Below are 23,773 nucleotides of genomic sequence, written 5' to 3' on the forward strand. Positions count from 1 at the left end.
GTTGGGCGGATCGTCGGCCTCCATCCGTTCGACATCGATCCGCGCGACGAGCGCGTTGACGGGCAGCACCTGCCGCGCCGCCTCGGCTTCGAGCGCGTCCCAGAAGACGGGCTCGAGGCTGATCGAGGTCGGGTGACCCGCAATGGTGACCGAGCGTTTGACCGGGGGGTGGAGGGGACGGTCCGCCATGCCCCTTCTTAGCCGTTAGCATCGAGCGAAGTCGAGATGCCGATGAACCCGGCGCCGGGGTTGGGAGCGACGGCAAAGCCGCCGCTTGCCGTCAAACGGGTTCGGCGATCTTTCGAATCGCCGCCCCGCTGGCCGTGCCGGGCCGTGGCTGCGCCACCCGTTGCCAGCTCGTCGTTCGCTAACGCGAACGTCTTCGCTAGCGCCCTCGGCCCGTCAGTACATGTGTTGACCGCCATTGATAGACATCGTCGATCCGGTCACGAACCCCGCATCCTCGCTGCACAGGAATGCCACGCCGCGTGCGATTTCGTCAGCCTGGCCGAGGCGCCCGACGGGGATCTTGGCAACGATCTTTTCCAGCACCGGCGCAGGCACCGCGGCGACCATGTCCGTGTCGATATAGCCGGGCGCGATCGCGTTCACCGTGACGCCCTTCTTGGCGCCTTCCTGTGCCAGCGCCTTGGTAAAGCCGTGGATGCCCGATTTCGCCGCGGCATAGTTGACCTGGCCGTACTGGCCCGCCTGACCGTTGATCGACCCGATGTTGACGATGCGGCCCCAGCCGCGCTCGACCATGCCGCCAAAGGTGGCCTTCGCCATGTTGAAACAGCCGCCGAGATTGACGCGCATCACATCGTCCCAATCGTCATAGCTCATGCGGGCGAGGGTGCCGTCGCGCGTGATCCCGGCGTTGTTGACGACGATATCGACGGGGCCGAATTCCTCGGCGATTCGCGCGCAGCTGTCGAGGCACGCCTGATGGTCACCCACGTCCCATTTGATCGCCGCGATGCCGGTGCGGTCGGTGAATTCGCGCGCCTTTTCGTCGTTGCCGCCATAATTGGCGATGACGGTGACGCCCTGTTCCTTCAGTTTCAGGGAAATGGCTTCCCCGATCCCGCGGCTGCCACCCGTGACGATTGCGATACGTGCCATAAATCCAGCTCTCCCACAGAGTTATGGCTTTATGACTAGGCTGCGCTTGCGGCGGCCGCAAGTTGACCGGAACGTCAATTGCAAAGCTATTCCGCGACGGCGCTCGCCCCGGTCCGGGCCCTAGCGGCTGATCTGCGCCCGGACCCTTGAAAAGTCGCCGATCGCCAAGTCGGCCTTCGCCGCCGTGATCACCAGATTGGCGCCGTCGCCGAACCGGCGGCTCATCAGTCCGCTGGTCGGCAGTTCAATCAGCACGGCATCGCGATCCGCATCATAGTCGGCGACAGGGCGAAAGGGTTTGTGGCCCATCGCCGCCATCTCGCGCGCCGCAAGCTGTTGCCACCAGGGTTCGTAAAAGGCGCGCGCGGGTGCCGACAGATGGTCCGGGTTGGCGCACCAGGCATGTTTGGCGCGGTCGAACAGCATCGTCTGATAATCATGGACCCACAGGTTCGCATCGGCGCGGTGGGTCGTCAGCGGCAGCGTGATCATGTCGGTCCGTTCGGTGCCGGTTTCGGGGTCGACCGTGCTAACCATGCTCGCCCAGCGGATGGCGTGCAGTGCCGCCATGACCGCGGTTGCGTCGCCCGCCGAAAAGGCATCGCGCGCGGCGCTGTCGTGGACGATGCCAATAATCTCGCGCGCGCGTTCGGCCGCTTCGCGGTTGATCGCGGCGCGGCGTTTCGCTTCATCTGTTTCGCCGTCGTCGGCGGACGGCGCATCGGTGCCTGCCAGAGCGCCCAGCCGCGCTTCGAGCAGCGCGACCATCGCGGTCATGCTGCCCCAGTCGAACGGGTGGAACGCCGGGTCGGCGATGTCGTAGCCGCGCTCGAACAGCGCGCGCGCGGTTTCCCCTGCATCGCCGGTGTCGCGCGGATCGTCGCCCTCCGCGTGAACTGCGACCAGATCGACCGGCCATTCGGGAAAGGCGCGAACGGCAAAGGGGGCGAGTTCGCCCTCGCCCAGGCCGCCCAGCGGGCCGAACCAGCCCTCGGGATCGTTGAGCGCAAAGGGCGGCGCGATGGGGGTGCCTGCGTCGCGAACATGCAGGACGCGGACGTCGGCTTTGCGGCGATGAATGAAAAGGGCGAGCATCCCGTCGCGGGGCCCCAAGCCATCCCACAGAGCGCCCGGCAGGCTTGCACAGTCGATCTGGGCCAGGAAATCGGCCGGCTGGTCGTCGATCCTGGGCCATTCGGTTCCGGCGGGCAGCCGCGGGCGACCGCCCAGCCAGCTGGTCGTCGATATGGGGTCGCGCGGCGGAACCTGCGGAACGATCCGCAGCGTTACCGCCCCGGTTTCTGGCTTTTCGGACCCGGCGGGGCGAGCTGCGACTTCGGCTTCGGGCTTTTCCAGCCGGACCACCTGCCGCTCGACGTCGGCGATATGCGATTCGAGCGCGGTCTCGGCCTCTGTCGCTACCGGGATGGGGGCGTCATCCCATTCGATCGCGCGCGCGTCCTGTTGCAGCGGCGCCTTGCCACTCACCCGCGCCAGCCGTGCCGGGGCGATTTCGACATCATCGGGTTCGGCCTGTGCCTTGCGCGACAGGCGCGGCAGGCGAAATTCGCCCGGCGCGCGCGGCGCGGCGGGAACGGTGCGCGGGCGTCGCCGCCACCAAAGCGCAAAAATGATGGCGAGAAAGGCCAGCGTGAACAGGACCAGCTTCAACGCAGCCGATTCGAGCTGGTTCATCGCGTATCTCCAAATCGCGCCGCCGCCGTTTCGGCGCCGCGCCGGATGAATTTAGCGCAAGGACCTAAACAGTTGGTAAGCGGCGGCGGTCAGAGCCAACCAGCAAGTTCGCGGCGCACCAGCGTTTCGATCATCATCTGTCCCGGCGCGTCGGCGTTGAGGCAGTCGATATAGGCGAAGCGTCCGCCGCCCGCGCCCGCGAACTGCTCCTTGCCGCGGATTGCCAGCTCTTCGCGCGTTTCGAGGCAGTCGGCAGCGAAGCCCGGCGCCAGGATCGCAACGCTGCGTCCTTCGCGGCCCAGTTGTTCGAGGCGCGTGTCGGTCGCGGGCTCAAGCCATTTGGCGCGGCCGAACCGCGACTGGAACGCGACGTCGACCGGACGGCCGAGCGCCTCCGACAGCAAACGCGCGGTCTTTTGGCACTGGCAATGATAGGGATCGCCCAGATGCAATGTCCGTTCGGGCATTCCGTGAAAGCTTGCCAGCAGCACGTCGGGCACGAAGTCGAGCCTTGCCAGCCCGGCTTCGACCGATTGTTTCAGCGCCGCCAGATAGGCGGGATCGTCGTGATAGGGGGGCAGGAAGCGCAGCGCCGGTTGCCAGCGCAGCGATGCAAGATGTTGTCCCACGGCGTCGACCACCGTCGCCGTCGTCGCGGCGCAATATTGCGGATAGAGCGGCGCGATCAGGATGCGCCGGCAACCCGCCGCCATCAGCGCGTCGATCGCCGGGCCGATGGCGGGATTGCCGTAACGCATCGCGTGGGACACCACCGCCGCTTCGCCGAGCGCCGCCTGCAATCCCTGGGCCTGGGCCTGGGTGATGGCGGCAAGCGGCGATCCTTTGTCGGTCCATATCTGCTGATAGGCATGCGCCGATTTTTTGGGGCGGGTGGTCAGGATGATCCCGCGCAGGATCGGCTGCCACAGGATTTGCGGGATTTCGACGACGCGGCGGTCCGACAGAAATTCGCCCAGATAACGCCGCACCGATGGCGCATCGGGGGCATCGGGCGTGCCGAGGTTCACCAGCAATATGCCGATGCGGGGCGTCGCCACCGGCGGATGATCGGGCGGGCGCGTCACAGCGGATCTGCCGACAGGGGAATCCGGCGGATGCGGCGGCCGGTGGCGGCGAACATCGCGTTGGCGATCGCGGGGGCGACGACCGGCACCGCAATCTCGCCGAGCCCGCCCGGTTCGCGGTCGCTGTCGACAAATTCGACCAATATCTGCGGCGTTTGCGACAGGCGCGGCAAGCCAAGCTGGCCCAGCTTGCGCGCCGCCGCGACCCCGCCTTCATAATCGGTGGTTGCGCCAACCGCCGCGGCGAGGCCGAAGACCAGCCCACCCTCGACCTGCTGGCGCGCGACCGCCGGATTGACGAGGCGCCCGGCATCGACGACCGCGACAAGCTGTTCGACCTGCAATCCCCGGTCGCTTTGCCGCGCCGTCGCCATCAGCGCGATATGGCTGCCGCGCATCGAATGACAGGCAAGCCCCTGCGCGGTGCCCGCCAGCCCGCCCTCCCAGCCGCCTAGGCTGGTCGCGGTGAGCAGGCAGCGCGCCAGTAGCGGCGCGTTGCCGAGCATCGCCATGCGATAGGACAGCGCGTCGATCCCCGCACGCGTCGCCATTTCATCGACGAAGCATTCGGTGAAAAAGGCGGTGTAGCTGTCGGCGTTGCCGCGCCAGCGCCCGGTCGGAAGGCCGATGTCGGCGGGGCAATGATCGACAGCAACATGGCGGATGGCATAGCCGGTCGCCGCGCCTTCGACCGCGGCGGCGTCCGCGCTGCCCACCGCTTCGCGCTGCGCAATGTCGGCGGGCGTATTGTCGAACAGGCGCGCACGGACTTCGTGGTTCGTCGGCGGCACCGCGATCCGTGTCACCAGCGCGTCGATGCCGCCCGCGGCGTCGAGCGTCGCGGTCAGTTTCGCGCGGGCCGGCGCGCGCGGCGGCAGGCGCATGATTTCCTCGGCGCGTGACCAGGCAAGCTGGACCGGGCGCTGAACCTCCAGCGCGATGATCGCCGCCTGCACCGCGGCGCCATGGTCGAGGCAGGCGTCGAACGATCCCCCCGCCATCACCGGAAACAGGGTCACGTCGGCCGGCGCGATCCCGGTCGCGCGGGCGACGGCGTCGCGGCACTGGGCGGGTGCCTGCGTTGCGACCCAGACGCGAAGGCCGCTGCCGTCGGGGGCGGCGGTCGCGGTGCGCGTTTCCATCGCCGCATGAAGCGCGGGGGCGACGGCATATTCGGCAGAAACCCGGGCGCGCCCGTCCATCGCTTCGTCGACATCGCCTGTGCTGACGATGCGGTATCCGTCGTCCTTCAGCGCGGTTTTCAGCGCCGTGTCGATCCGGTCCGACGAGATCGGCGTGCCCTCGGTCTCGAACAGCGGGGCGAAACGGTCGAGTGCGCGGTTCGCCGCCCACCAGTTACGCGCGACCGCCGCGACCCAGCGGTCGTGCGTGACGACGTGCAGCAGGCCGGGCGAAGCGAGCCCCTTTTTGCGGTCGATGCTTTTCAGGCGGGTCGCGCCGAGCGGCCCCTGGCGGATCGCCGCAAAGACCATGTCGGGCAGGCGGATGTCGCCGGCATAGTTGGCCGACCCGTCGATTTTGGCGGGCAGATCGAGCCGCGTCAGTTCCTTGCCGTAGAGCGGATCGGCGCTGCTGGCGCGGTATATGGGCTCGGCGGGCGGTTCGAGCAGCGCGGCGGCGGCAGCCACATCGCCAAAACGCAGCCGCTTCTTGCCCAGAGTGACGAAGCCGTCGTGGGTGTCGCATTCTTCCCAGTCGGCGTCCCAGCGCTGCGCCGCCGCCATCATCAACAGCGCGCGCGCCTGCGCCGCCGCCGCGCGGCACGGCCCCTCGAACATGCGCACCGACGAACTGTTCGCGGTCAACATCACCGCGTGGCGCACCGCCCATTCGCGGCGGACCCAGCCGCGCACGTCGGACACGAAATCGGGAACGCCGGCCCGCGGCGTGAAGACCGCGCTATCCTCGTCGACCAGCAGCGTGTTGGTGTAGAGCGGGTTGATCGGCGCGGTTTCGACGGCGATGGTGCGCCAGTCGGCGCCCAGCTCGTCGGCCATGATCTGTGGCAACAGCGTCGTGACGCCCTGGCCCATCTCGCATTGCGGGACGATCGCGCTGATGTGGCCGTCGTCGCCGATCTTCAGGAAAGCATTGAAAACATGCTCGTCAGGCGCAGCGGTCACATTGGGCTGATAATCGCGCGGCCACAGGCTCCATGCGATGGCAAGCCCGCCCGCCGCTGTCGCGCCGACCAGCATCTGGCGGCGGCTGACGTGCGGCAGGCGCCGTTTCTTGAAATCCATCTTGTCGCGAATGCCCACCATCGCCGACGCTGATAAGCGGCGCGACTCGTGAGGGCAAAGGCTTTTGGTGCAAATGCTGTCCGCACAGTGGCGCAGCCATGGCAAAGGCTATTTTTACCAACCCCAGGGCGCGGGCGGCGGGGCGACCGGCTGGCGATAGTCGAAGGTGACACGGAAATCACGCCCTTCGCGGTTCAACCCATAGGTAAAGTCCGTGGCCGTGGTTTCGACCGACCAGATGTTGGTGTTCGATACGTTCCGTCCGGTGTGGGTGAACAGCGCGATCGATTCGGCATCGACCGGAAAGGCCTGGCGCGTTGCGGTTCCGGCATCGGTGGTGTCGCCGCCATACATCGTCAGTTCGTCCTTGCTGCCGTCGGCGTGCCGATGGTCGTGCTTCAGGCGAAGCCCGGTGGCGGTGCGCGTGATCACCCAGGTTCGGGAACGATCCCATCCGCCATCGGGGCCAAGGCCGTCGATGTGGAAGGGGATTTCGATGCGGTCGGCCGTGCAATGGCGGATGTGCATCACCATCGCCTTGCCGCGCATGTCGGCGTCGGCTTCCTGATTGCTGGCGAGGCGGCCGGCATAGGCCTTGCCGCAGCGCGCCGCGAGCGCGGCGAAAAAGGCGTCCTGCGGCAGGGGCTGCGGTTGAGGCGGCGGGGTGGCCGCGCATCCCGCCAACAGGGTCGCGGCGAGCAGCGGCAGCGCCGCCTTCATTTGAGCAGGCCGAGGCGCGGGATCTCGATCTTGGGGCAGCGGTCCATGACGACCGTCAACCCGGCCGCATCGGCGCGTTTCGCAGCAGCCTCGTTGATCACGCCCAGCTGCATCCACACGGCCTTGGCACCGTGGACGATCGCTTCGTCGACCGCGGTGCCGGCGTCGTCGCTGTTGCGAAAGATATCGACCAGTTCGGCGGGCGGTTCGACGTCCGCGAGAGTCGCGACGACCGGCGCACCGTGAATGTTCTTGCCCGCATGGCCCGGATTGACCGCGATGACATCGTGTCCCTGTGCGATCAGGAAAGCGAGGACGCCGTTCGATGCACGGGCCGGGTTGGGGGAAGCGCCGACCACCGCGATGCGGCGTTTCTGTCCCAGCAGTTCGCGGATCTCGCCCTCGTCGTTGATCGCCATCATTTGCCCTTTCGCTTGGTCAGCCAGTCGGCGACTTTTGCCGCTATGGCGTGGAATGGCTCACCCGCGGGATCGGTTCCCGCCGCGGGCGGCACGCCGCCGTCGCTGGCGAGGCGGATGCCCATCGACAGCGGTATGCGGCCGAGAAAGTCGAGTCCCATCGTCCCCGCCGCCGCCTCTGCGCCGCCGCTGCCGAAGGGGTCGCTGACCTCGCCGCAATGCGGGCAGGCATAGCCCGCCATATTTTCGACCAGCCCGATGATCGGCACCTCGGCCTGTTCAAATAGGCTGACCGCGCGCGTCGCGTCCATCAGCGCGAGGTCCTGAGGCGTCGATACGATCACCGCGCCCGCGGGCTTGTGCTTCTGGATCATCGTCAGTTGGACGTCGCCGGTGCCGGGCGGCAGGTCGACCACCAGCGTGTCAATGTCGCCCCAACTGGCATCGACGAGCTGTTCGAGCGCCTTGCCCGCCATCGGCCCGCGCCATGCGATCGCCTGTCCCGGCGCCGCGATCTGCCCCGTCGACAGCATCGGCACGCCATAGGCATTAGGGACGGGAGCGAGTTTCGACCCGCGCGCTTCGGGTTTCACCCCTTCGCTGTCCATCAAGCGCGGCTGCGACGGGCCATAAATGTCGGCATCGACCAGCCCGACCTTGACGCCGAGCCGCCGAAGCGCGACCGCCAGGTTCGCCGCGAGCGTCGATTTGCCGACCCCGCCCTTGCCACTGCCGACCGCGATGATCGTCATCGCCTTTTTTTCGGCGGTCATTGCGACCCGCACTTCGCGCACGCCCGCGTCTCCCAGCAGCCCGGCGCGCAGCTTGTCCTCGAGCGGTTGGCGTTCTTCCGCCGCAAGCCCCGACACGTCGAGCACGACCGCGAGCAGGCCCGAATCGTCGAGGAAACGGAGGCCCGAGGTGCGGCCGCCGCTGAGGTCGGCGGCAAGGCTGGCGAGGGGTGCGGTATCGGTCATGTCCCGGCGAAATAGGGAAGCAGGGGCCGATTGCCAGCCATTTTCGCGCGCACCCCCTGTTAATCGCGCCCGCCGACCCTATAAAAGCCTTATGAACGACAAGATTGACGGCAGCATGGGACGCCGCAGCCCAAGGGGATTGCGGCAGTTTTTCGATTCGATCAGCCAGATGGCGAACAGCCCGTGGGGCAGTGGGCCCGGCAAGGGGGATGACGATGGCAAGGGCGACGGCAGCCCCGGGCCGCGCAACCCGTGGGTGACCCCTGATCCTGCCGATCAGCGGCGCGGTCCGAAACCGCGCGGCCCTTCGGCGCTCGACGAACTGCTGCGCAAGGGACGCGGCGGCTTTGGCGGCGGCGGTTCGGGCGGCGGCAGCTCGTTCGATTTCGGCGATTCGGCCAAGCTGTGGAAATGGGTCGTCCTCGCGCTTGTCGTGGCGTGGGTGCTCTTTTCCTCTTTCCACATCGTGCCGCCTGAAAAAGAAGGCGTCGTCACCCGGCTCGGCAGCTATTCGCGCACCGTCGGCCCCGGCGTCAAATTCACCTGGCCGGCGCCGGTCGAACGCATCCGGCTGGAGGATGTTCGCGCGATCCGCACGATGGCTATCGGCTCGCCGAACGCGACCGACGAAAATTTCGTGCTGACGCGGGACCAGAGCATTGTCGACCTGGCTTATGAAGTCCGGTGGTCGGTGCGCGATCCCGAACTGTTTTTCTTCCAGCTTGCCGACCCGGAAGGCACGATCCGCGAAGTCGCCGAAAGCGCGATGCGCGCGACCGTCGCGAATTTCGACCTGGTTCAGGCGATCGGCCCCGGCCGCGTCGAGATCGAGGCGCAGGTCCAGCAGCGGATGCAGGAATTGCTCAACCAATATCGCTCTGGCGTGATGATCCAGGGCATTGCGATCCGCCAGGTCGATCCGCCGAGCCAGGTCGATGAGGCGTTCAAGGAAGTTACCGCGGCGCGGCAGGAACGCGAATCGGCGATCAACCTTGCGCGCGCCTATCAGCAGCAGGTGCTCGAACGCGCGCGCGGCGATACCGCGGCGTTCGACAAGATTTACGAGCAGTATAAGCTGGCGCCCGGCGTGACCCGCCAGCGCCTCTATTATGAAACGATGGAGACGGTGTTGTCGAACGTCGACAAGACGATTGTCGAAGCGCGTGGGGTGACCCCCTATCTGCCGCTCAATGAAGTGCAAAAGCGGTTGAAGGCGCCCGAAGCCGTCCAGAAGGGAGGCGAATGATGCCCGGCTCCTTGTTCCAGAACCCGATGCGCCTGCTGTTCGGCGTCGTTATCCTGCTCGTCGTCCTGTCGCAGTCGCTCGCGATCGTGCCCGAAGACAAGCAGGCGCTGATCCTGCGCTTTGGCGAGATCGAGCGGACGGTGAACCGCTACAAGGAAGGCGAGGATTTCGGTAAGTCCGGCGCCGGCCTTGTCCTGCGCGTGCCGTTCACCGACGGCATCCAATATATCGACAAGCGCATCCTGGGCGTGAACATGGAACGCCAGCAGGTGCTGTCGACCGACCAGCAGCGTTTGCAGGTCGATGCGTTCGCGCGCTTCCGCATCACCAACCCGGTGCGCATGTACACGGCGATTCGCACCGAGGAAAAATTGCAGACGCAGCTCGGCACGATCCTCGGCTCCTCGCTGCGCAACGAGCTGGGCAAGCGGACCTTCTCCACGCTCCTGTCGCCCGAACGCGGCGCGGTGATGGACAATATCCAGGTCGCGCTGAACCGCGAGGCGAATAAATACGGCGCCGAGATCATCGACGTGCGGATCAAGCGCGCCGACCTTCCCGAAGGCGCGACGCTCGAGGCAGCGTACAACCGGATGCGCACCGCCCGCCAACAGGAAGCGATCTCGATCCGCGCCGAAGGGCAAAAGGAAGCCCAGATCATTCGCGGCGGTGCCGATGGCGAAGCGGCACGCATCTATGCCGCCAGCTTTGGCAAGGACCCTGATTTTTATGATTTCTACCGCGCGATGCAAAGCTATCGACAGACCTTCCTGGGCGAAAATAACCAGGGTGGAACGTCGATCATCATGTCGGCGGACAATGAATATCTGAAGCGTTTCCGCGGCAATTGACGCGGTGGCGGCGGGCGGGGTGCCCGCTGGCGGCGGGGTGAACGGAACCTTTAGAGCCCGTTCATGTTCAAATGCCGTTCAGCCGCCCCGCCGCAGACCGCCGCAGCCGGGGTTTTTGAGTTTTCGACAACGAAGAGGATTACCGATCGTGCGTTATGTTTATGGCATCACTTCGGCCTTGCTGGCGGGTGGCACCGCGCTGGCGCTGGTCACCCAGTCTCCCGTCGGCGCGCAGGTCGCGCAGAATGAGAAGAGCGAGATGGCGCGGGTCGTGCCGCGGGCGGGTGCGCCCGAAAGCTTTGCCGACCTGGTCGAACAGCTGCAACCCGCGGTGGTCAACATCTCGACCAAGCAGGAAGTCACGCTCGGCGTCCGGCTGAACCCCTTCGCCGGGACGCGCGAGCCGATCACGCAGGAACAGCAGGGCGGCGGATCGGGCTTCCTCATCTCGGCCGACGGCTATATCGTCACCAACAACCATGTGATTTCGGGGGGGCCGCGTGGCGAGGCGGTGAACCAGGTCACGGTGACGCTGACCAACCAGAAGGAGTACCGCGCGACGATCGTCGGCCGCGATGCCGCATCCGACCTTGCGCTGCTCAAGATCGATGCGTCGGGGCTTCCCTTCGTGAAGTTCGCCGACAGCGGCACCGCGCGCGTCGGCGATTGGGTCGTCGCGATCGGTAACCCGCTCGGGCTCGGTTCAACGGTCACCGCGGGCATTATTTCGGCGGTCCAGCGCAATATCGGCCAGGGCGGCGCCTATGACCGCTATATCCAGACCGACACCGCGATCAACCGCGGCAATTCGGGTGGCCCCCTGTTCGATCTCGAAGGCAATGTCGTCGGCATCAACAACATGCTGATCTCGCCGGTCGGCGCGAATATCGGTGTCAATTTCGCCATTCCCGCCGATGCGGCGATCCCCGTGATCGACGCGCTGCGCGCCGGTGAAAAGGTTCAGCGCGGTTATCTGGGCATCGGCATCGCGCCGGTTGACGAGGATCTGGCGGCGGCGCTCGGCCTGCCCAAAGATCGCGGCGAATTTATCCAGCGCATTGAACCCGGACAGGCGGGTGAGAAGGCCGGACTGAAGCGCGGCGACGTGGTGACCAAGGTCAATGGCAAGGATGTCACGCCGCAGCAGACGCTGTCCTATATTGTGTCGAACACAAAGCCCGGCACGCGCATCCCGCTCGAAATCATTCGTGACGGCAAGACGATGACGATCCAGACGCTGGTCGGCACGCGGCCGCCCGAGGAAGAGCTGGCGGGCAGCAACTTCGATCCCGAGGCGGAACAGGCCGAACCCGAAGATCCGACCGGTGCCGCCGACAAGGCGATCCAGGAAGAGCTCGGCCTGTCGGTGCAGGTGGTGACGCCCGATATCGCTCGCGCGGTCGGGGTCGATGCCGGGACCAAGGGTCTGGTGATCGGCGCAGCGTCGGCAAGCAGCGATGCAGGCCGCAAGGGGCTGCGTCGCGGCGACGTGATCCTCAGCGCCAACCGCACGCCGGTCGCGACCAGCGAGGCGCTGGCAAAGGCGGTTGCCGATGCGAAGAAGGCGGGCCGCGACGCGGTCTTGCTCGAAATCCTGCGCCGCGGCGGCCCGTCCGCCTTTATCGCGATCCGCATCAAATAAACGCCGGATCGTTGCGCATGAAGGGGCGCCGCGACCTTCGGGTCCGGCGCCCTTTTTCGTTTGCGCGCGCGCAACTATGTTCCTATTATGTTCCAACGCTAACGAGTCGGGAGAAGGATGATGATTGGCTATGTAACGCTGGGGACGAAGGATCTGGCGAAAGCCGCGGTATTTTACGATGCGATCGCCGCCGAACTGGACACGCCGCGCATGATGGAATTCGACGGTTTTATCGCGTGGGGCAAGCCTGATGGCGCCGCGGGCATCGGCCTGACCAAGCCGTTCGATGGCAAGGCCGCCAGTGTCGGCAACGGCGTGATGGTGGCGCTCGCGGCCAAGGACAAGGATCAGGTCCACCGCCTCTATGACATCGCGCTCGCCAATGGCGGGACGTGCGAGGGCCCGCCGGGACCGCGCGGCGAGGGCTTTTACGCCGGTTATTTCCGCGATCCCGACGGCAACAAGCTCAACGCCTTCATCATGGGGTGATGCGCAGCGGTTTTGGGGTGGTTCGTCGTCGCTACCCGATGATCGTCATGCCCGCTTTCGCGGGCGAGCAACCCCGTTTGCCGATTGCCTGCGCTCACCCGGCGCTCTAACCTCAGCGTAGCATTTCCAGGTGGAGGACAGCGGGTGAGCGACGGCAAGACGACAAGCGAAATCTATATCGGCCTTGGCGGCGGCGGCGCGGCGGACGGACCGCGCCAGTCGCTAGTGCTGAAACGCGCGAATCGTCACGGGCTGATCGCGGGCGCCACCGGCACCGGCAAGACGGTGACGCTTCAGGGTCTGGCCGAAGGTTTTTCGGCGGTTGGCGTCCCGGTATTTGTGGCGGACGTGAAGGGCGACCTGGCTGGCATGGCGATGGCGGGCAGCCCGACGGCAAAGGTCCATGAGCCTTTTTCCAAACGCGCTGCCGAAATTGGCGATACGACCTGGACCTACCGCGACAATCCGGTGATTTTTTGGGATTTGTTTGGCGAACAGGGGCATCCCATTCGCACGACGATTTCCGAAATGGGGCCGCTGCTTCTTGCGCGGCTGATGGGGCTCAACGAGGTGCAGGAGGGCGTCCTCGCGATCGCTTTCCGGGTTGCCGACGAACAGAATCTGCTGCTCCTCGACCTCGGCGATTTGCAGGCGATGCTGGTGTGGTGCGCCGAGAATGCCGATGAACTGACGACAAAATATGGCAATGTGTCGAAGGCGACGGTCGGCACTATCCAGCGCCAGCTGCTGACGCTCGAAAGCCAGGGCGGCGATCATTTCTTCGGCGAACCCGCGCTCGACATCCACGACATGATCCGCACCGACGAGAGCGGCCGCGGCTATGTGAATATCCTTGCCGCCGACAAGCTGATGGCAAGCCCGAAGCTCTATGCGACCTTCCTCTTGTGGTTGCTCAGTGAGATGTTCGAGACACTGCCTGAAATCGGCGATCCCGACAAACCGAAGCTCGTCTTCTTCTTTGACGAGGCGCATCTGCTGTTCGACGACGCGCCGCCCGCGCTGACCGAAAAGATCGAACAGGTCGTGCGCCTGATTCGGTCGAAAGGCGTCGGCGTCTATTTCGTCACGCAAAATCCGATCGACATTCCCGAAGATGTCGCGGGCCAGCTCGGCAACCGCGTCCAGCACGCGCTGCGCGCCTTTACCCCGCGTGACCAGAAGGCGGTGAAGGCGGCCGCGGACACATTTCGCCCGAACCCCGAGATCGACGTGGCGCGCGAGATCACCGAACTGAAGGTCGGTGAAGCCTTGGTGTCGCTGTTGATGCCCGACGGCGCGCCCTCGCCAGTTGAACGGACGTTGATCAAGCCGCCCTGTTCGCGCGCCGGCCCCTTGGAGGCAAAGGAACGGGCGATCATCCGCTCGATCTCGCCGGTCGAAGGCAAATATGACACCGCCGTCGACCGAGAGAGCGCCGAGGAACTGCTCGCTGCCAAGGCCGAACAGGCGCAGGCGGCGGCGATCGAGGCGAAGGCGCAGGTCGAGGCGGACAAGCAGGCGGCCATCGCCGCCAAGGAAGAGGCGAAACGCAAGGCGGCCGAAGAACGCGAGCGGTTGCGGCTGGAAAAAGCTGCGGCGCGCGAGGCCGCGAAGCCCAGCTTTACCGACCGGATGGTCCAGTCGGCGGCGCGTTCGGCCGCGACGAGCCTTGGACGGCAGGTCGCGGGCAAGTTCGGCGGCCAGTTGATGCGCGGCATATTGGGCAGCCTGTTCAAATGATCCCGGGATGACGGCGGAAGACGTCGCCGCGATGGAAGCGAGCCTCGTTGCCGTCGCCGAAGCGGGCGCGGATATCCGCCACGCGTTGTTCGACCGCTTCTTCGCGGCCTATCCGGATCGCCGCGCCAGCTTCATGATCGTCGATGCTTCGTCGCGGCGGATGACCGACGAGACCGTGGCAATGATGCTCGGGTTGGCGAAGGGCGAAAGCTGGGTGTGGCCGCTGGTGACCGAGCTGGTGCACACCCACCGCGCTTATGGTCCGCTGCCGATCGGCGAATATGACGCCTTCATCGACATGGCGGTGGCCCAGCTGGGGGCGGCAGCAGGCGCGGCGTGGACGACCGAATGCGAGGATGGCTGGAACGCACAGGCGGCAGCGCTCAAGACGATGATCCGCCAGGCGCGCGCCGAATGGCAGGCGACGTTGCCCGATCCGGCCACCGCCGCCTGATCGGTTGCACTTTGCCACTCGACTCGAGCCCGGAGTTGCGGCAGCTTCGCCTTCAATGACAAAACCGACCTTGCCCGGAGAGGTAGCCGCCGCCGTCGTCGACCCCGTCGCATACGGCCAATGGGAACCGCTGCACGACCAGCTCGCCTGGGCGCGTGCCAACGCGCCGCTGGCGGTCGCTGAGAATGCCGATCACGACCCCTTCTGGCTGGTGACGCGGCACGCCGACATCATGGCGATCAGCCGCGACCCCCAGCGATTCGCGAACGGCATCCGACCCACCGTGCTGACCAATCGCGATGGCGAGGCGCTGGCGCGCGCTGCGACGCCGAACAATGACGGCCATCTGATCCGCTCGCTGGTCCAGATGGATGCCCCCGACCATATGAAATACCGGCTGCTCACGCAGAGCTGGTTCATGCCCAAGAACCTCAAGATGGTCGAGGATCGCATCCGCCAGATCGCACGCGATACGGTCGACCATATGCTCGAGATGGGCGGCGAGTGCGACTTTGCGCGCGACGTTGCGGCGCATTATCCGCTGCGCGTCATCATGGACATCCTTGGCGTTCCGCCCGAGGACGAGCCGCGGATGCTGATGCTGACGCAGCAATTGTTCGGCCCCACCGACCCCGAACTGAATCGCAGCAGGGAAGCGATCACCAGCGCCGATCAGGCAATCGCAATGCTGGGCCATGTCATCGCCGATTTCGAGAATTATTTCGGCGCGCTGACCGCCGAGCGGCGCGCGCATCCGCGCGAGGACATTGCGACGGTCATCGCCAATGCAACGATCAACGGAGAACGGATTCCCGACCGCGAAATGTCGGGCTATTACATGATCGTCGCCACCGCGGGGCACGATACGACGAGTGCCTCGACCGCGGGGGCGATCATGGAGCTTGCGAAGAATCCCGCGCTGTTCGACCGATTCCGCGATGCGGCCGCTGACAAGGCGGGGTTGATCGAGGAAGCGATTCGCTGGTCCACCCCGGTGCAGCATTTCATGCGTAGCGCCAAAGAAGATGTCGAGATTGGCGGCCAGACGATTCGCGAAGGCGACTGGCTGATGCTGAACTATGTTTCCGCCAACCGCGACGAGAGCGTGTTCGCCGATCCCTTTGCCTTCGATCCCGACCGCGAAAAGAACCAGCAGATCGCCTTCGGCTTTGGCGCGCACGTCTGCCTCGGCCAGCATCTTGCGCGCATGGAAATGCGCATCCTGATGGAAGAACTGCTCCCGCGGTTGAAGCGGCTGGAGCTGGCCGGTGCGCCCGCGCGCGTCGAATCGGTGTTCGTCGGCGGCCTGAAGCGCCTGCCGCTGCGGTTCGAGGCGGCCTAGCGCATCTTTCGCTCCGCGCGTCGCAGGCCGCCCCGGTCGGCGGAACAATGCGCGCATCGACCGCGTTTCCCGACGGCTTGCTGAAAGGATAATGCGATGAATGTCTTGAAAAAGGCCGCGATTTCCGTCGCGGCGACGGCCATGATGGTAACGCCGATGGCGGCCTCCGCGGCGCCGTCTTCCGGTGGTGCGCGCGCGGTTTCGGTTGCCGAGAGCGAAAATCAGCTCGAAGGCGGCAGCTGGGTTGCGATCGTCCTCGGGCTCGCGATCATCGGCGGCGGAATCTGGCTGCTGGTCGACGACGATGGTGACGACGAGCCGGTCAGCCCGTAAAGGCAGGTCAATCCCTTTCGGGGGTCAGGCTTTCTCGCCAGGAAAAAAGCGGGCGATTACGTCGCTCGCCAATCGCGCCGGGCGCAATGTTTCTGCGTCGATGCAGCACCAGCTCGACTTCACCTCGGCCAGCACATCCTCGCCGCGCTTGATGATCGTTTCATAAAAGGCGCGTGCGCCCTGCACTTTTTCGAGGATCACGGTCGCGATGACCTGATCGTCGAGGAATGCGGGGCGGCGATAGGTGATCTCGTGCTTCAGCGCGACCCAGAGATGTGCGGCGACCGCGTCGGGCGGCGCGATATGGCGCCAGTGGGCAAGCACCGCTTCCTGCACCCAGCTGAGATAATGGGCATTGTTGACGTGCCCCATGAAGTCAATGACATCGGGTCCGACCTTGATATCGTGATCGTGGGGCAGCGCGGCTTGCGTCATATCGTTGACACTAGTGTCAACAAACTGTGACGGAAAGATGAAATTCTGCGCCCGATCCATTTTCGGCGCTAACGTCCAATCGCGCCGGTCGGTACGATGATAGCATGGCTCGATCCGGAACAAGGGGGCTCGCCGTGGAACATATATTCGTCGCCTTGCCAGGCAACGCCGATGGCGCCGGGTCCTATGACAAGATTTTCCTGCGCGACGCGAATGGCAAGAAGGTCCGCGAAGTGCTGTGGGGCGACTGGCTGACGCTGGCGCCCGATATGCCGCAGAGCGGCGAATGGCGCTGGATACGCTGGGCTTGGAAGGACGAGGCAAAGCGCCGGTTGCTGAAGATTCGCGCCGACGAAGTCACCGACCGCCGCCCGCTCGAAATGATCTTTCTCGACGTTGGCATCGGCGACGGGTCGGTGCTGATCACGCCCGAGCGCGCGACCGACCCCGGACTGCCCGCGGGGCAGCAGGAACGCGTCATCGTCGTCGATGCGGGCAAGGGGCAGGCGATGCGCCAGTTCCTCGATGCGCGGTTCGGCACTTATCGCGCCGGCATGGCCTTTCATGCCGCGGTGATCAGCCATGCCGACCTCGATCATTATGGCGGCTTCCGCAGCATTTTTTCAAACAAGGACATCACCTTCGAGCATGTTTATCACAATGGCGCGCTCGAACTGCCGACGGGCGACGAACTGGACGGCATGGGCGGGGTGACGGCGCCCGACGCGAACGGGGTGCGTTACCTGAAGCAGATCGTCGAGAGCGATGCCGCCGTGCGCGCGATATACGATCCGGCGACCACCCCGTCGAACCGGACTTTTGCAAAGCTGATCGCGACGGCGATTGCGAAGGGCAATGTCGGCCGTTTCGACATGCTGTCGACCGAGCATGGCCGGTTCGCGCAGGGCGCGCGCTGGATGCCCGGCTTCGCGCCGGGCGAGCGCGATGGCTATACGATCGAGGTGCTGGGCCCGTGGGCCGAGCGCGATGCGGCGGGCCAGGCGCGGCTGCGGGTTTTTGGCGACGCGGCCAAGACGAAAAACGGTCATTCGGTGATCCTGCGCTTGCGCTTCGGCGAATTTTCGATCCTGTTCGGCGGCGATCTCAACACGCCGTCCGAACGCTTCCTCCTGACCCGTTACGCGGGGCTCGATAGCTGGCCGCAGGATCAGGCGGGTCGCGACGCGATGGTCGCGGCGGCGCGCGCGCGGTTCCGATCGGACGTGATGAAGGCATGCCATCACGGTGCGTCGGACGTCACCGACGAATTTCTGAGCGCGGTCAATCCGGCGGCGTTCGTGATTTCGTCGGGCGACGATGACGTGAATTATGTCCACCCGCGGCCCGACCTGCTGGGCCGGCTTGGCAAGGCGGGGCGCGGCACCGCGCCGGTGCTGCTGTCGACCGAATTACAACGATCGACGCGCGAGACCGAGGATGCGGCGCTCGTCAAACGGCTGAAGCGCAATATCGATCTGCTCGCCGCCGGCGGGCCCGGCCAGGATGAAAATGGCGCCCCGCTGTCCGCCGCCGATCGCACGGCGGCGTGCGAAGCGCTGGCAAAGGCGATGAATGCCGACGTCGATATGCTGGGGCTGTCCAATGTCAGCGTCGACGGCGCGATCTATGTCAAAACCGACGGCAAACGCCTGATCGCCGCGTTCAAGAAGGAAACGCAGGACGCCAACAACAAATGGTTCTGGTACAGCTATGCGCTGAAGGCCGATCAGACGATGGACCTGGTGCCGCGCCCCGAGCATTGACGCGCGAGGCGAATCATCCCCGGCCGCGATAGGGCGCGACGCCCTGATCGGGCAGCCACAGCGCCGCGGGGGGGGCGTCCGACTGCCAGAACACGTCGATCGGAATGCCGCCGCGCGGATACCAGTAACCGCCGATGCGCAGCCAGCGGGGCTGCATCTCGTCGAACAGTCGGCGACCGATGCCCACGGTGCAATCCTCGTGAAACCCCGCATGATTGCGAAAACTGCCGAGGAACAGTTTCAGGCTCTTTGATTCGACGATCGTTTCGCCGGGCGCATAGTCGATCACGAGATGCGCGAAATCGGGCTGGCCGGTCACCGGGCAGAGCGAGGTGAATTCGGGCGCGGCGAAGCGCACGAGATAAAGCTCGCCCGAGCGCGGATTGGGAACATAGTCGAGTATCGCCGCTTGCGGTGAGGCAGGAAGGTCGCTCGATTGGCCGAGATGTTTCGGCGCCAGCGGTGTGGGGGTGGAATCGGTCATGGAAAGGCTCTAGTGCGCAGCGCGGCGGATGTCACCGACCTCGTTGGACGGTGTGGCCGGGTTCAGCGCCAATTCAGCGGCGCCGCGCCAAGGGTTATGGTTCGGGATCGCGGAAACAGAATGATCAATAGGAAGATGGGGCAAGCAGGCAGGGCGGCATCGCCGCCGCTGATCGCGCTCGCGCTTTTGTTGGCGGGCGTGGTGCCCGCCTTCTCACAGGAAACGACAACGTCGCGTCCGCTCGATTTCCGCTTGCCGCCCGCCGAAGACGATAACCGGACGCCGGGCGTGCAGGGTCCTTCGGACAATGGCCTGCCGCCGGTCGCGCCCGGCGAGCGCCGCGGCCAGCCGACGCCGGCCCCGACCCCCGCCCCGACGCCGGTGCAGCCCGCAACTCCGCCGCGCGTGATCCCGACCCAACCCGCGACCGTAACGACTCCCGCACCCACCGCGACGCAGCGTGACACGCCTGCGACGCCGCGGCCGGTGCCATCGGTCCCTGCGCCGTCGGCGCCGTCCGATGCGACCGACAACCCGACCCTGCCGCCGCTTGAGGCGACGACCCCCGCCACGCCCACGGCGCCGGGCACGACCAGCGAGAGGCCCATCGCCGCCGATAAGGCGCCGGTTGCCGCCGGGCCGACCTCGCCGTCGTCGGGCACCCCGCTCTGGGCCTGGCTACTCGCGCTGCTGGCTGCGCTCGGCGCCGGATATTGGTACTGGCGCCGCCGGGCCGCCTTGGCCGGCCCGCCGATCGACGAAGTTCAGGATGTCCCGCGCGCCGTCACCCCCCGTCCCACCGCGACGCCTCCGCCGCCGCGCGCCGCCGCGGCACCGCCGACGGTGCCGCCCGCTTCCCGTCCGGCAGCGCCCCGTCCAGCGGCGCCGCAGCCCTTGCCGCCGCCGACGGTTCCATCCGAAGCGCGCGCCGCTTCGCCGCTCGTCACCCGCCCGGCCGGCGAGAAGCGCGCGGTGATCAGCATGGCGCTCCATATTCGCAGCATCCGCTTTGCCGCCGATCATGTTGCGGTCGGCTTTGCGCTCAACCTGCTCAACCAAGGAACGGTGGCGGCAACCGGCCTGATGGTGCGCATCGCGCTGAACCAGGGATCGGCCATGCCCGAGCCGGTGCTGAGTCGCTTTTTCGACGGCGCAGGTGGCAGCGTCCTGCGCGACGACATGGTGCTTGCACCCGGCGCGGGCGAAGAATTATCGACCGAAGTCATGCTGCCGCGCGCGGCGATCGAGCCGCTGATGATCGGGGGCAAGCCTATGCTGGTGCCCGTCATCGCGTTCGACGTCACCTATCATTGGGATGGCGACGGGGACGCGTTCGGCCAGAATGCCGGCAGTTTCGTCCTTGGCCGCGAACAGGGCGCAAGTGGCAGCGAAAAACTCGCGCCGCTGCCGCTCGATCGCTTGGCCTATGCCGTCGATCGCCCCGGCGCGCGCGCGACGGCGATCAAGCGCGCGCAATAAGCTGCCCCAAAAAGACACCGATTTATTGTTGCGGTGCAGCATCGGCTGGGGCACATCTCCACCGCGCTTGAAAAAGCGTAGGGCGGGGCATAGGCTGACTATCCCCGGAAAGAAGCCACAGCAGGATGGCCGGGATAGGGACAGGCAAAAGACGTTCCCGACCGGCCGCAACAGGAGCATGACATGGACGCCTTGGTCTCAACCGACTGGCTGGAACGCGAACTGGGGGCATCGGACCTGCGGGTCGTCGATGCGACGAAACTCCTTGCCGACGAGGGCCGCGATGCGCGCGCCGAATATGAGGCTGGGCATATTCCCGGCGCGGTGTTCATGGACCTGGCCGAACTGACCGATCCGTCGAATGCGGTCGAAAATATGGCGCCGCAGGCCGAAAAATTCGCGAGCCGCATGCAGTCGCTCGGCCTTGGCGACGGCAGCCGGATCGTGCTCTACGACGACAGCCCACTGAAGAGCGCGGCGCGCGCCTGGTGGTTGCTCAAGCTGTTCGGCGCGCATGACGTCGCGTTGCTCGACGGCGGCCTTGCCAAGTGGAAGGCGGAAGGCCGCGCGCTGGAAATGGGGAAGCAGACACTGCGTCACCGCCACTTTACCGTGTGGCGCGATGCCAAGGCGGTGCGCACCAAGGACGAGATGCTCGCGAACGTCGACAGCGGTGCCGAACAGGTGGTCGATGCTCGCCCCGCCGCGCGCTTCACCGGCGAGGAACGCGATCCGCGTCCGGGTCTTGCTCCCGGCCATATCCCGGCCTCGCGCAGCCTGCCGCACGGCCAATTGTTCAACGCCGACGGCACCTGGAAACGGGGCGACGATCTGAAGGCTGCTTTCGACGCTGCGGGCGTCGATCTCGACAAGCCGCTCGTCGCGACCTGCGGCAGCGGCATGACCGCGACGGTCGTTGCGTTCGGCGCGCATTTGCTCGGCAAGGAAGATGTCGCGGTTTATGACGGCAGCTGGACCGAATGGGGCGCCGACCCGGCGACGCCCAAGGCGACGGGCGCGGCCTGACGCGCGCGGTGGCCGGTTCGAGAGATCGGGACGGCGACAGTCGTCGCCCTGCAACGAAGCTCGTGCAGGGCGGCCGGCGGCCGGAATGGACGGGCGACCCGCGCCTTGGCGGCGGGGTCGTCAATCCGCCGGTCTGGCGCGCCTCGACAATCCTTTACGATAATGTCGCCGACCTGAAGGCGCGCGGCCACGCGACGCATGACAAGCTTTATTACGGCCGTCGGGGAACCCCGACCGTCTGGGCGCTCGCCGACGCGTTGACCGGGATGGAACCCGGCGCCGAAGGCACGTTGCTGTATCCCTCGGGCGTGGCGGCCAATTCCGCGGGGCTGCTGGCGCTGTTGTCGCCCGGCGATCATCTGTTGATGGTCGACAGCGCCTATGAACCGACGCGCGCCTTCTGCAACGGCATGCTTGCCCGGCTCGGCGTCGAGACGACTTATTATGACCCGCTTGTTGGCGCCGGGATTGCCGGGCTGTTCAGGCCCGAAACGAAGCTGGTCTTTCTGGAGTCGCCGGGAAGCCTGACCTTCGAGGTCCAGGACATTCCCGCGATCACCGCTATCGCGCGCGCGCGCGGCGTGCTGACGATGCTCGACAACACCTGGGCGACACCGCTGCTGTTCCCTGCGCTCGCGCATGGCGTCGATGTGACGATGATGAGCCTCACCAAATATGTCGGCGGGCACAGCGACGCGATGATGGGTTCGCTGACCGCGACGAAGGCGGTGTGGCCGCGACTTCGCAGCGCGAGCTACCAACTCGGGCAGGCGGTATCCCCCGACGATTGTGCGCTGATGCTGCGCGGGCTGCGCACGCTCGATGTGCGAATGCAGCGCCACGGTGCGAGCGGTCTGACGGTCGCGAACTGGCTGGCCGCGCGGCCCGAAGTCGGGCGCGTGCTCCATCCCGCGCGGCCCGGCGATCCGGGTCACGCGATCTGGTCGCGCGATTTCGCGGGTGCCAGCGGGTTGTTCGGCTTCACCCTCAAAGGCGTCGACGAGGCGGCGCGGGCGCGCTTCATTGATTCGCTGACCCATTTCGGGATCGGATTCAGCTGGGGCGGTTTTGAAAGCCTTGTCGTGCCGAGCGATCCGGCATCGATCCGCACCGCGTCCGCGTGGACCGAACCGGACCCGCTGGTCCGGCTGTCGATCGGCCTGGAGGACCCGGCCGACCTGATCGCCGATCTCGAACGCGGCCTCGCCGCGATGGCGGGATGATCGGCGTGGACGCGTTGCCCGACGGTGTCACCCGCACGATCGAGGTGCTGAAAGCGATCGGGATCGACGTCGGCTCATACCGCCTGTCGCTCTATGGGCTCTTCTCCACCATCATTGTCGCGGTGCTGCTGTATCTGTCGGTGCGCCTGATCCTGCGCGCGCTCAAATGGCTGCTGCGCCGCAACACCCAGATCGACGCGACGCAGCGGCTGCTCGCTGAAAAACTGCTCGCGATCGCGCTGTTCGTCTTTGCGATGCTGTTCGGTATCGACCTGCTCGGCATCGACCTTACCGCGCTGGCGGTCTTTTCGGGCGCGGCGGGCCTTGCCATTGGCTTCGGGCTCCAGAAAACCGTCGGCAATCTGATTGCGGGGATCATCCTGCTGATGGATCGCTCGATCAAGCCAGGCGACATCATCGTCGTCGGCGACGGCAGTTCGATGGGCGGGACGGCACTGCCGGGCGGGGTGCCCAATGTCGGGCGCGTCGCAAAGATCGGGGTGCGCGCGGTCAATGTCATCACGCGCGACGGCCGGAAGCATCTGATCCCGAACGAACTGCTGATGACCCAGCCGGTCGAAAACTGGAGCTATGCGAGCCCCGAGGTGCGCGTGCGGATGCGCGTTCCGGTCGCTTATGACTGCGACCTGCGTCTTGCGCAGCGGCTGATGATCGAAACCGCGAAGGAAAATCCCCGCATCCTCGACGAACCCGAACCGGCCGTGTGGATCACGGCATTCGGCGAACGCGCGGTCGAACATGAGATGCGATACTGGATTTCAGACCCCGAAGCGGGGCTTGGCAACATCCAGGGCGAGGTGTTCCTGGGGATATGGGATCGTTTCAAGGAAGCGGGAATCCGCATTCCCTATCCGCGCCAGGATGTCCGGATTGTCGGGGCACCGGACGACGGAAAAGAGCCGAATTAATTGCCATTTGTCATCCCGGCGAAGGCCGGGATGACAATATGGGCGGGGATGG

At 66.0% G+C, this 23,773-nt stretch carries 23 protein-coding genes; 13 read left to right on the forward strand and 10 right to left on the reverse strand.

Annotated features, from left to right (window positions below; all coding sequences use genetic code 11):
- The 8 genes from A3E77_RS11045 to A3E77_RS11080 all read right to left on the reverse strand — a co-directional run.
- On the reverse strand, positions 1-189 hold a 189-nt coding region (locus A3E77_RS11045), incomplete at its 3' end, for a ribbon-helix-helix domain-containing protein (protein WP_293645837.1).
- A gap of 213 nt (positions 190-402) precedes the next feature.
- The gene (phbB, locus tag A3E77_RS11050; RefSeq protein WP_293645839.1) at positions 403-1,125 is read right to left on the reverse strand and encodes an acetoacetyl-CoA reductase; all 723 of its coding nucleotides are present in this window, start codon (positions 1,123-1,125) and stop codon (positions 403-405) included.
- A gap of 120 nt (positions 1,126-1,245) precedes the next feature.
- Positions 1,246-2,820, reverse strand: a complete 1,575-nt coding sequence (locus tag A3E77_RS11055) for a DUF1963 domain-containing protein (protein ID WP_293645841.1) — start codon at positions 2,818-2,820, stop codon at positions 1,246-1,248.
- An 89-nt stretch (positions 2,821-2,909) separates the two neighbouring features.
- The gene (hemH, locus tag A3E77_RS11060) at positions 2,910-3,905 is read right to left on the reverse strand and encodes a ferrochelatase (RefSeq protein ID WP_293645843.1); all 996 of its coding nucleotides are present in this window, start codon (positions 3,903-3,905) and stop codon (positions 2,910-2,912) included.
- On the reverse strand, positions 3,902-6,190 hold the full coding sequence (locus A3E77_RS11065) for a xanthine dehydrogenase family protein molybdopterin-binding subunit (protein WP_293645845.1): 2,289 nt from the start codon (positions 6,188-6,190) through the stop codon (positions 3,902-3,904). Before A3E77_RS11065 ends, hemH begins: the two co-directional genes overlap by 4 nt.
- A 93-nt stretch (positions 6,191-6,283) precedes the next feature.
- Positions 6,284-6,889 carry a hypothetical protein gene (locus tag A3E77_RS11070; RefSeq protein WP_293645847.1) on the reverse strand — a complete coding sequence of 202 codons (606 nt, stop codon included), beginning with the start codon at positions 6,887-6,889 and terminating at the stop codon, positions 6,284-6,286.
- Positions 6,886-7,308, reverse strand: coding sequence for a CoA-binding protein (locus A3E77_RS11075; RefSeq protein WP_293645849.1), 423 nt, complete (start codon positions 7,306-7,308; stop codon positions 6,886-6,888). The genes A3E77_RS11070 and A3E77_RS11075 overlap by 4 nt, the downstream gene beginning before the upstream one ends.
- Positions 7,308-8,285: an Mrp/NBP35 family ATP-binding protein gene (locus tag A3E77_RS11080; protein ID WP_293645851.1), complete on the reverse strand. Its 978-nt coding sequence runs from the start codon at positions 8,283-8,285 to the stop codon at positions 7,308-7,310. Before A3E77_RS11080 ends, A3E77_RS11075 begins: the two co-directional genes overlap by 1 nt.
- Before the next feature lie 91 nt (positions 8,286-8,376).
- Between A3E77_RS11080 and hflK the strand changes: the two genes are divergently transcribed.
- The 8 genes from hflK (at position 8,377) to A3E77_RS11120 (ending at position 16,382) form a co-directional block, all read left to right on the forward strand.
- Positions 8,377-9,531, forward strand: coding sequence for a protease modulator HflK (gene hflK / locus A3E77_RS11085; RefSeq protein WP_293645853.1), 1,155 nt, complete (start codon positions 8,377-8,379; stop codon positions 9,529-9,531).
- On the forward strand, positions 9,531-10,382 hold the full coding sequence (gene hflC / locus A3E77_RS11090) for a protease modulator HflC (RefSeq protein WP_293645855.1): 852 nt from the start codon (positions 9,531-9,533) through the stop codon (positions 10,380-10,382). The genes hflK and hflC overlap by 1 nt, the downstream gene beginning before the upstream one ends.
- A gap of 148 nt (positions 10,383-10,530) precedes the next feature.
- A complete protein-coding gene (locus tag A3E77_RS11095; RefSeq protein ID WP_293645857.1) occupies positions 10,531-12,024 on the forward strand; it encodes a trypsin-like peptidase domain-containing protein in 1,494 nt (497 codons plus the stop codon).
- Between the two features lie 120 nt (positions 12,025-12,144).
- A complete protein-coding gene (locus A3E77_RS11100) occupies positions 12,145-12,513 on the forward strand; it encodes a VOC family protein (protein ID WP_293645859.1) in 369 nt (122 codons plus the stop codon).
- Between the two features lie 144 nt (positions 12,514-12,657).
- The gene (locus A3E77_RS11105; protein WP_458574440.1) at positions 12,658-14,253 is read left to right on the forward strand and encodes a helicase HerA-like domain-containing protein; all 1,596 of its coding nucleotides are present in this window, start codon (positions 12,658-12,660) and stop codon (positions 14,251-14,253) included.
- 7 nt (positions 14,254-14,260) lie between these two features.
- Entirely contained in the window at positions 14,261-14,707 is a 447-nt protein-coding gene (locus A3E77_RS11110) for a hypothetical protein (RefSeq protein WP_293645861.1), read from the forward strand.
- A gap of 55 nt (positions 14,708-14,762) precedes the next feature.
- Positions 14,763-16,049 (forward strand): cytochrome P450, encoded by a 1,287-nt coding sequence (locus A3E77_RS11115; RefSeq protein WP_293645863.1) that lies wholly within the window; start codon positions 14,763-14,765, stop codon positions 16,047-16,049.
- A 96-nt stretch (positions 16,050-16,145) separates the two neighbouring features.
- Positions 16,146-16,382 carry a hypothetical protein gene (locus tag A3E77_RS11120; RefSeq protein WP_293645865.1) on the forward strand — a complete coding sequence of 79 codons (237 nt, stop codon included), beginning with the start codon at positions 16,146-16,148 and terminating at the stop codon, positions 16,380-16,382.
- A 24-nt stretch (positions 16,383-16,406) separates the two neighbouring features.
- On the opposite strand, the gene A3E77_RS11125 is transcribed toward A3E77_RS11120, so the two are convergent.
- Entirely contained in the window at positions 16,407-16,817 is a 411-nt protein-coding gene (locus A3E77_RS11125; protein ID WP_293645867.1) for an acyl-CoA thioesterase, read from the reverse strand.
- 134 nt (positions 16,818-16,951) lie between these two features.
- On the opposite strand from A3E77_RS11125, the gene A3E77_RS11130 reads away from it, so the two are divergent.
- A complete protein-coding gene (locus A3E77_RS11130) occupies positions 16,952-18,580 on the forward strand; it encodes a ComEC/Rec2 family competence protein (protein ID WP_293645869.1) in 1,629 nt (542 codons plus the stop codon).
- A 13-nt stretch (positions 18,581-18,593) separates the two neighbouring features.
- Here the strand turns inward: A3E77_RS11130 and queF are convergent, their stop codons facing one another.
- A complete protein-coding gene (queF, locus tag A3E77_RS11135) occupies positions 18,594-19,064 on the reverse strand; it encodes a preQ(1) synthase (protein WP_293645871.1) in 471 nt (156 codons plus the stop codon).
- Positions 19,065-19,184: 120 nt separating this feature from the next.
- On the opposite strand from queF, the gene A3E77_RS11140 reads away from it, so the two are divergent.
- The 4 genes from A3E77_RS11140 to A3E77_RS11155 all read left to right on the forward strand — a co-directional run bounded on the left by A3E77_RS11140 (position 19,185) and on the right by A3E77_RS11155 (position 23,721).
- Positions 19,185-20,543, forward strand: coding sequence for a hypothetical protein (locus A3E77_RS11140; protein ID WP_293645873.1), 1,359 nt, complete (start codon positions 19,185-19,187; stop codon positions 20,541-20,543).
- 183 nt (positions 20,544-20,726) lie between these two features.
- Positions 20,727-21,569, forward strand: coding sequence for a 3-mercaptopyruvate sulfurtransferase (sseA, locus tag A3E77_RS11145; RefSeq protein WP_293645875.1), 843 nt, complete (start codon positions 20,727-20,729; stop codon positions 21,567-21,569).
- Positions 21,524-22,792, forward strand: coding sequence for a cystathionine beta-lyase (gene metC, locus A3E77_RS11150; protein ID WP_293645877.1), 1,269 nt, complete (start codon positions 21,524-21,526; stop codon positions 22,790-22,792). Before sseA ends, metC begins: the two co-directional genes overlap by 46 nt.
- Positions 22,789-23,721, forward strand: coding sequence for a mechanosensitive ion channel family protein (locus A3E77_RS11155; RefSeq protein WP_293645879.1), 933 nt, complete (start codon positions 22,789-22,791; stop codon positions 23,719-23,721). The genes metC and A3E77_RS11155 overlap by 4 nt, the downstream gene beginning before the upstream one ends.
- Positions 23,722-23,773: the final 52 nt, after the last annotated feature.

This window comes from Sphingopyxis sp. RIFCSPHIGHO2_12_FULL_65_19 (assembly GCF_001830555.1).
Classification (GTDB): Bacteria; Pseudomonadota; Alphaproteobacteria; order Sphingomonadales; family Sphingomonadaceae; genus Sphingopyxis.

Coding starts and splice junctions, on each gene's coding strand:
- phbB (WP_293645839.1), bottom strand. CDS start 1,125: ATGGCACGTATCGCAATCGTCACGGGTGGCAGCCGCGGGATCGGGGAA.
- A3E77_RS11055 (WP_293645841.1), bottom strand. CDS start 2,820: ATGAACCAGCTCGAATCGGCTGCGTTGAAGCTGGTCCTGTTCACGCTG.
- A3E77_RS11065 (WP_293645845.1), bottom strand. CDS start 6,190: ATGGTGGGCATTCGCGACAAGATGGATTTCAAGAAACGGCGCCTGCCG.
- A3E77_RS11070 (WP_293645847.1), bottom strand. CDS start 6,889: ATGAAGGCGGCGCTGCCGCTGCTCGCCGCGACCCTGTTGGCGGGATGC.
- A3E77_RS11075 (WP_293645849.1), bottom strand. CDS start 7,308: ATGGCGATCAACGACGAGGGCGAGATCCGCGAACTGCTGGGACAGAAA.
- A3E77_RS11080 (WP_293645851.1), bottom strand. CDS start 8,285: ATGACCGATACCGCACCCCTCGCCAGCCTTGCCGCCGACCTCAGCGGC.
- hflK (WP_293645853.1), top strand. CDS start 8,377: ATGAACGACAAGATTGACGGCAGCATGGGACGCCGCAGCCCAAGGGGA.
- hflC (WP_293645855.1), top strand. CDS start 9,531: ATGCCCGGCTCCTTGTTCCAGAACCCGATGCGCCTGCTGTTCGGCGTC.
- A3E77_RS11100 (WP_293645859.1), top strand. CDS start 12,145: ATGATTGGCTATGTAACGCTGGGGACGAAGGATCTGGCGAAAGCCGCG.
- A3E77_RS11110 (WP_293645861.1), top strand. CDS start 14,261: ATGACGGCGGAAGACGTCGCCGCGATGGAAGCGAGCCTCGTTGCCGTC.
- A3E77_RS11115 (WP_293645863.1), top strand. CDS start 14,763: ATGACAAAACCGACCTTGCCCGGAGAGGTAGCCGCCGCCGTCGTCGAC.
- A3E77_RS11120 (WP_293645865.1), top strand. CDS start 16,146: ATGAATGTCTTGAAAAAGGCCGCGATTTCCGTCGCGGCGACGGCCATG.
- A3E77_RS11125 (WP_293645867.1), bottom strand. CDS start 16,817: ATGACGCAAGCCGCGCTGCCCCACGATCACGATATCAAGGTCGGACCC.
- queF (WP_293645871.1), bottom strand. CDS start 19,064: ATGACCGATTCCACCCCCACACCGCTGGCGCCGAAACATCTCGGCCAA.
- A3E77_RS11140 (WP_293645873.1), top strand. CDS start 19,185: ATGATCAATAGGAAGATGGGGCAAGCAGGCAGGGCGGCATCGCCGCCG.
- sseA (WP_293645875.1), top strand. CDS start 20,727: ATGGACGCCTTGGTCTCAACCGACTGGCTGGAACGCGAACTGGGGGCA.
- metC (WP_293645877.1), top strand. CDS start 21,524: ATGGGGCGCCGACCCGGCGACGCCCAAGGCGACGGGCGCGGCCTGACG.
- A3E77_RS11155 (WP_293645879.1), top strand. CDS start 22,789: ATGATCGGCGTGGACGCGTTGCCCGACGGTGTCACCCGCACGATCGAG.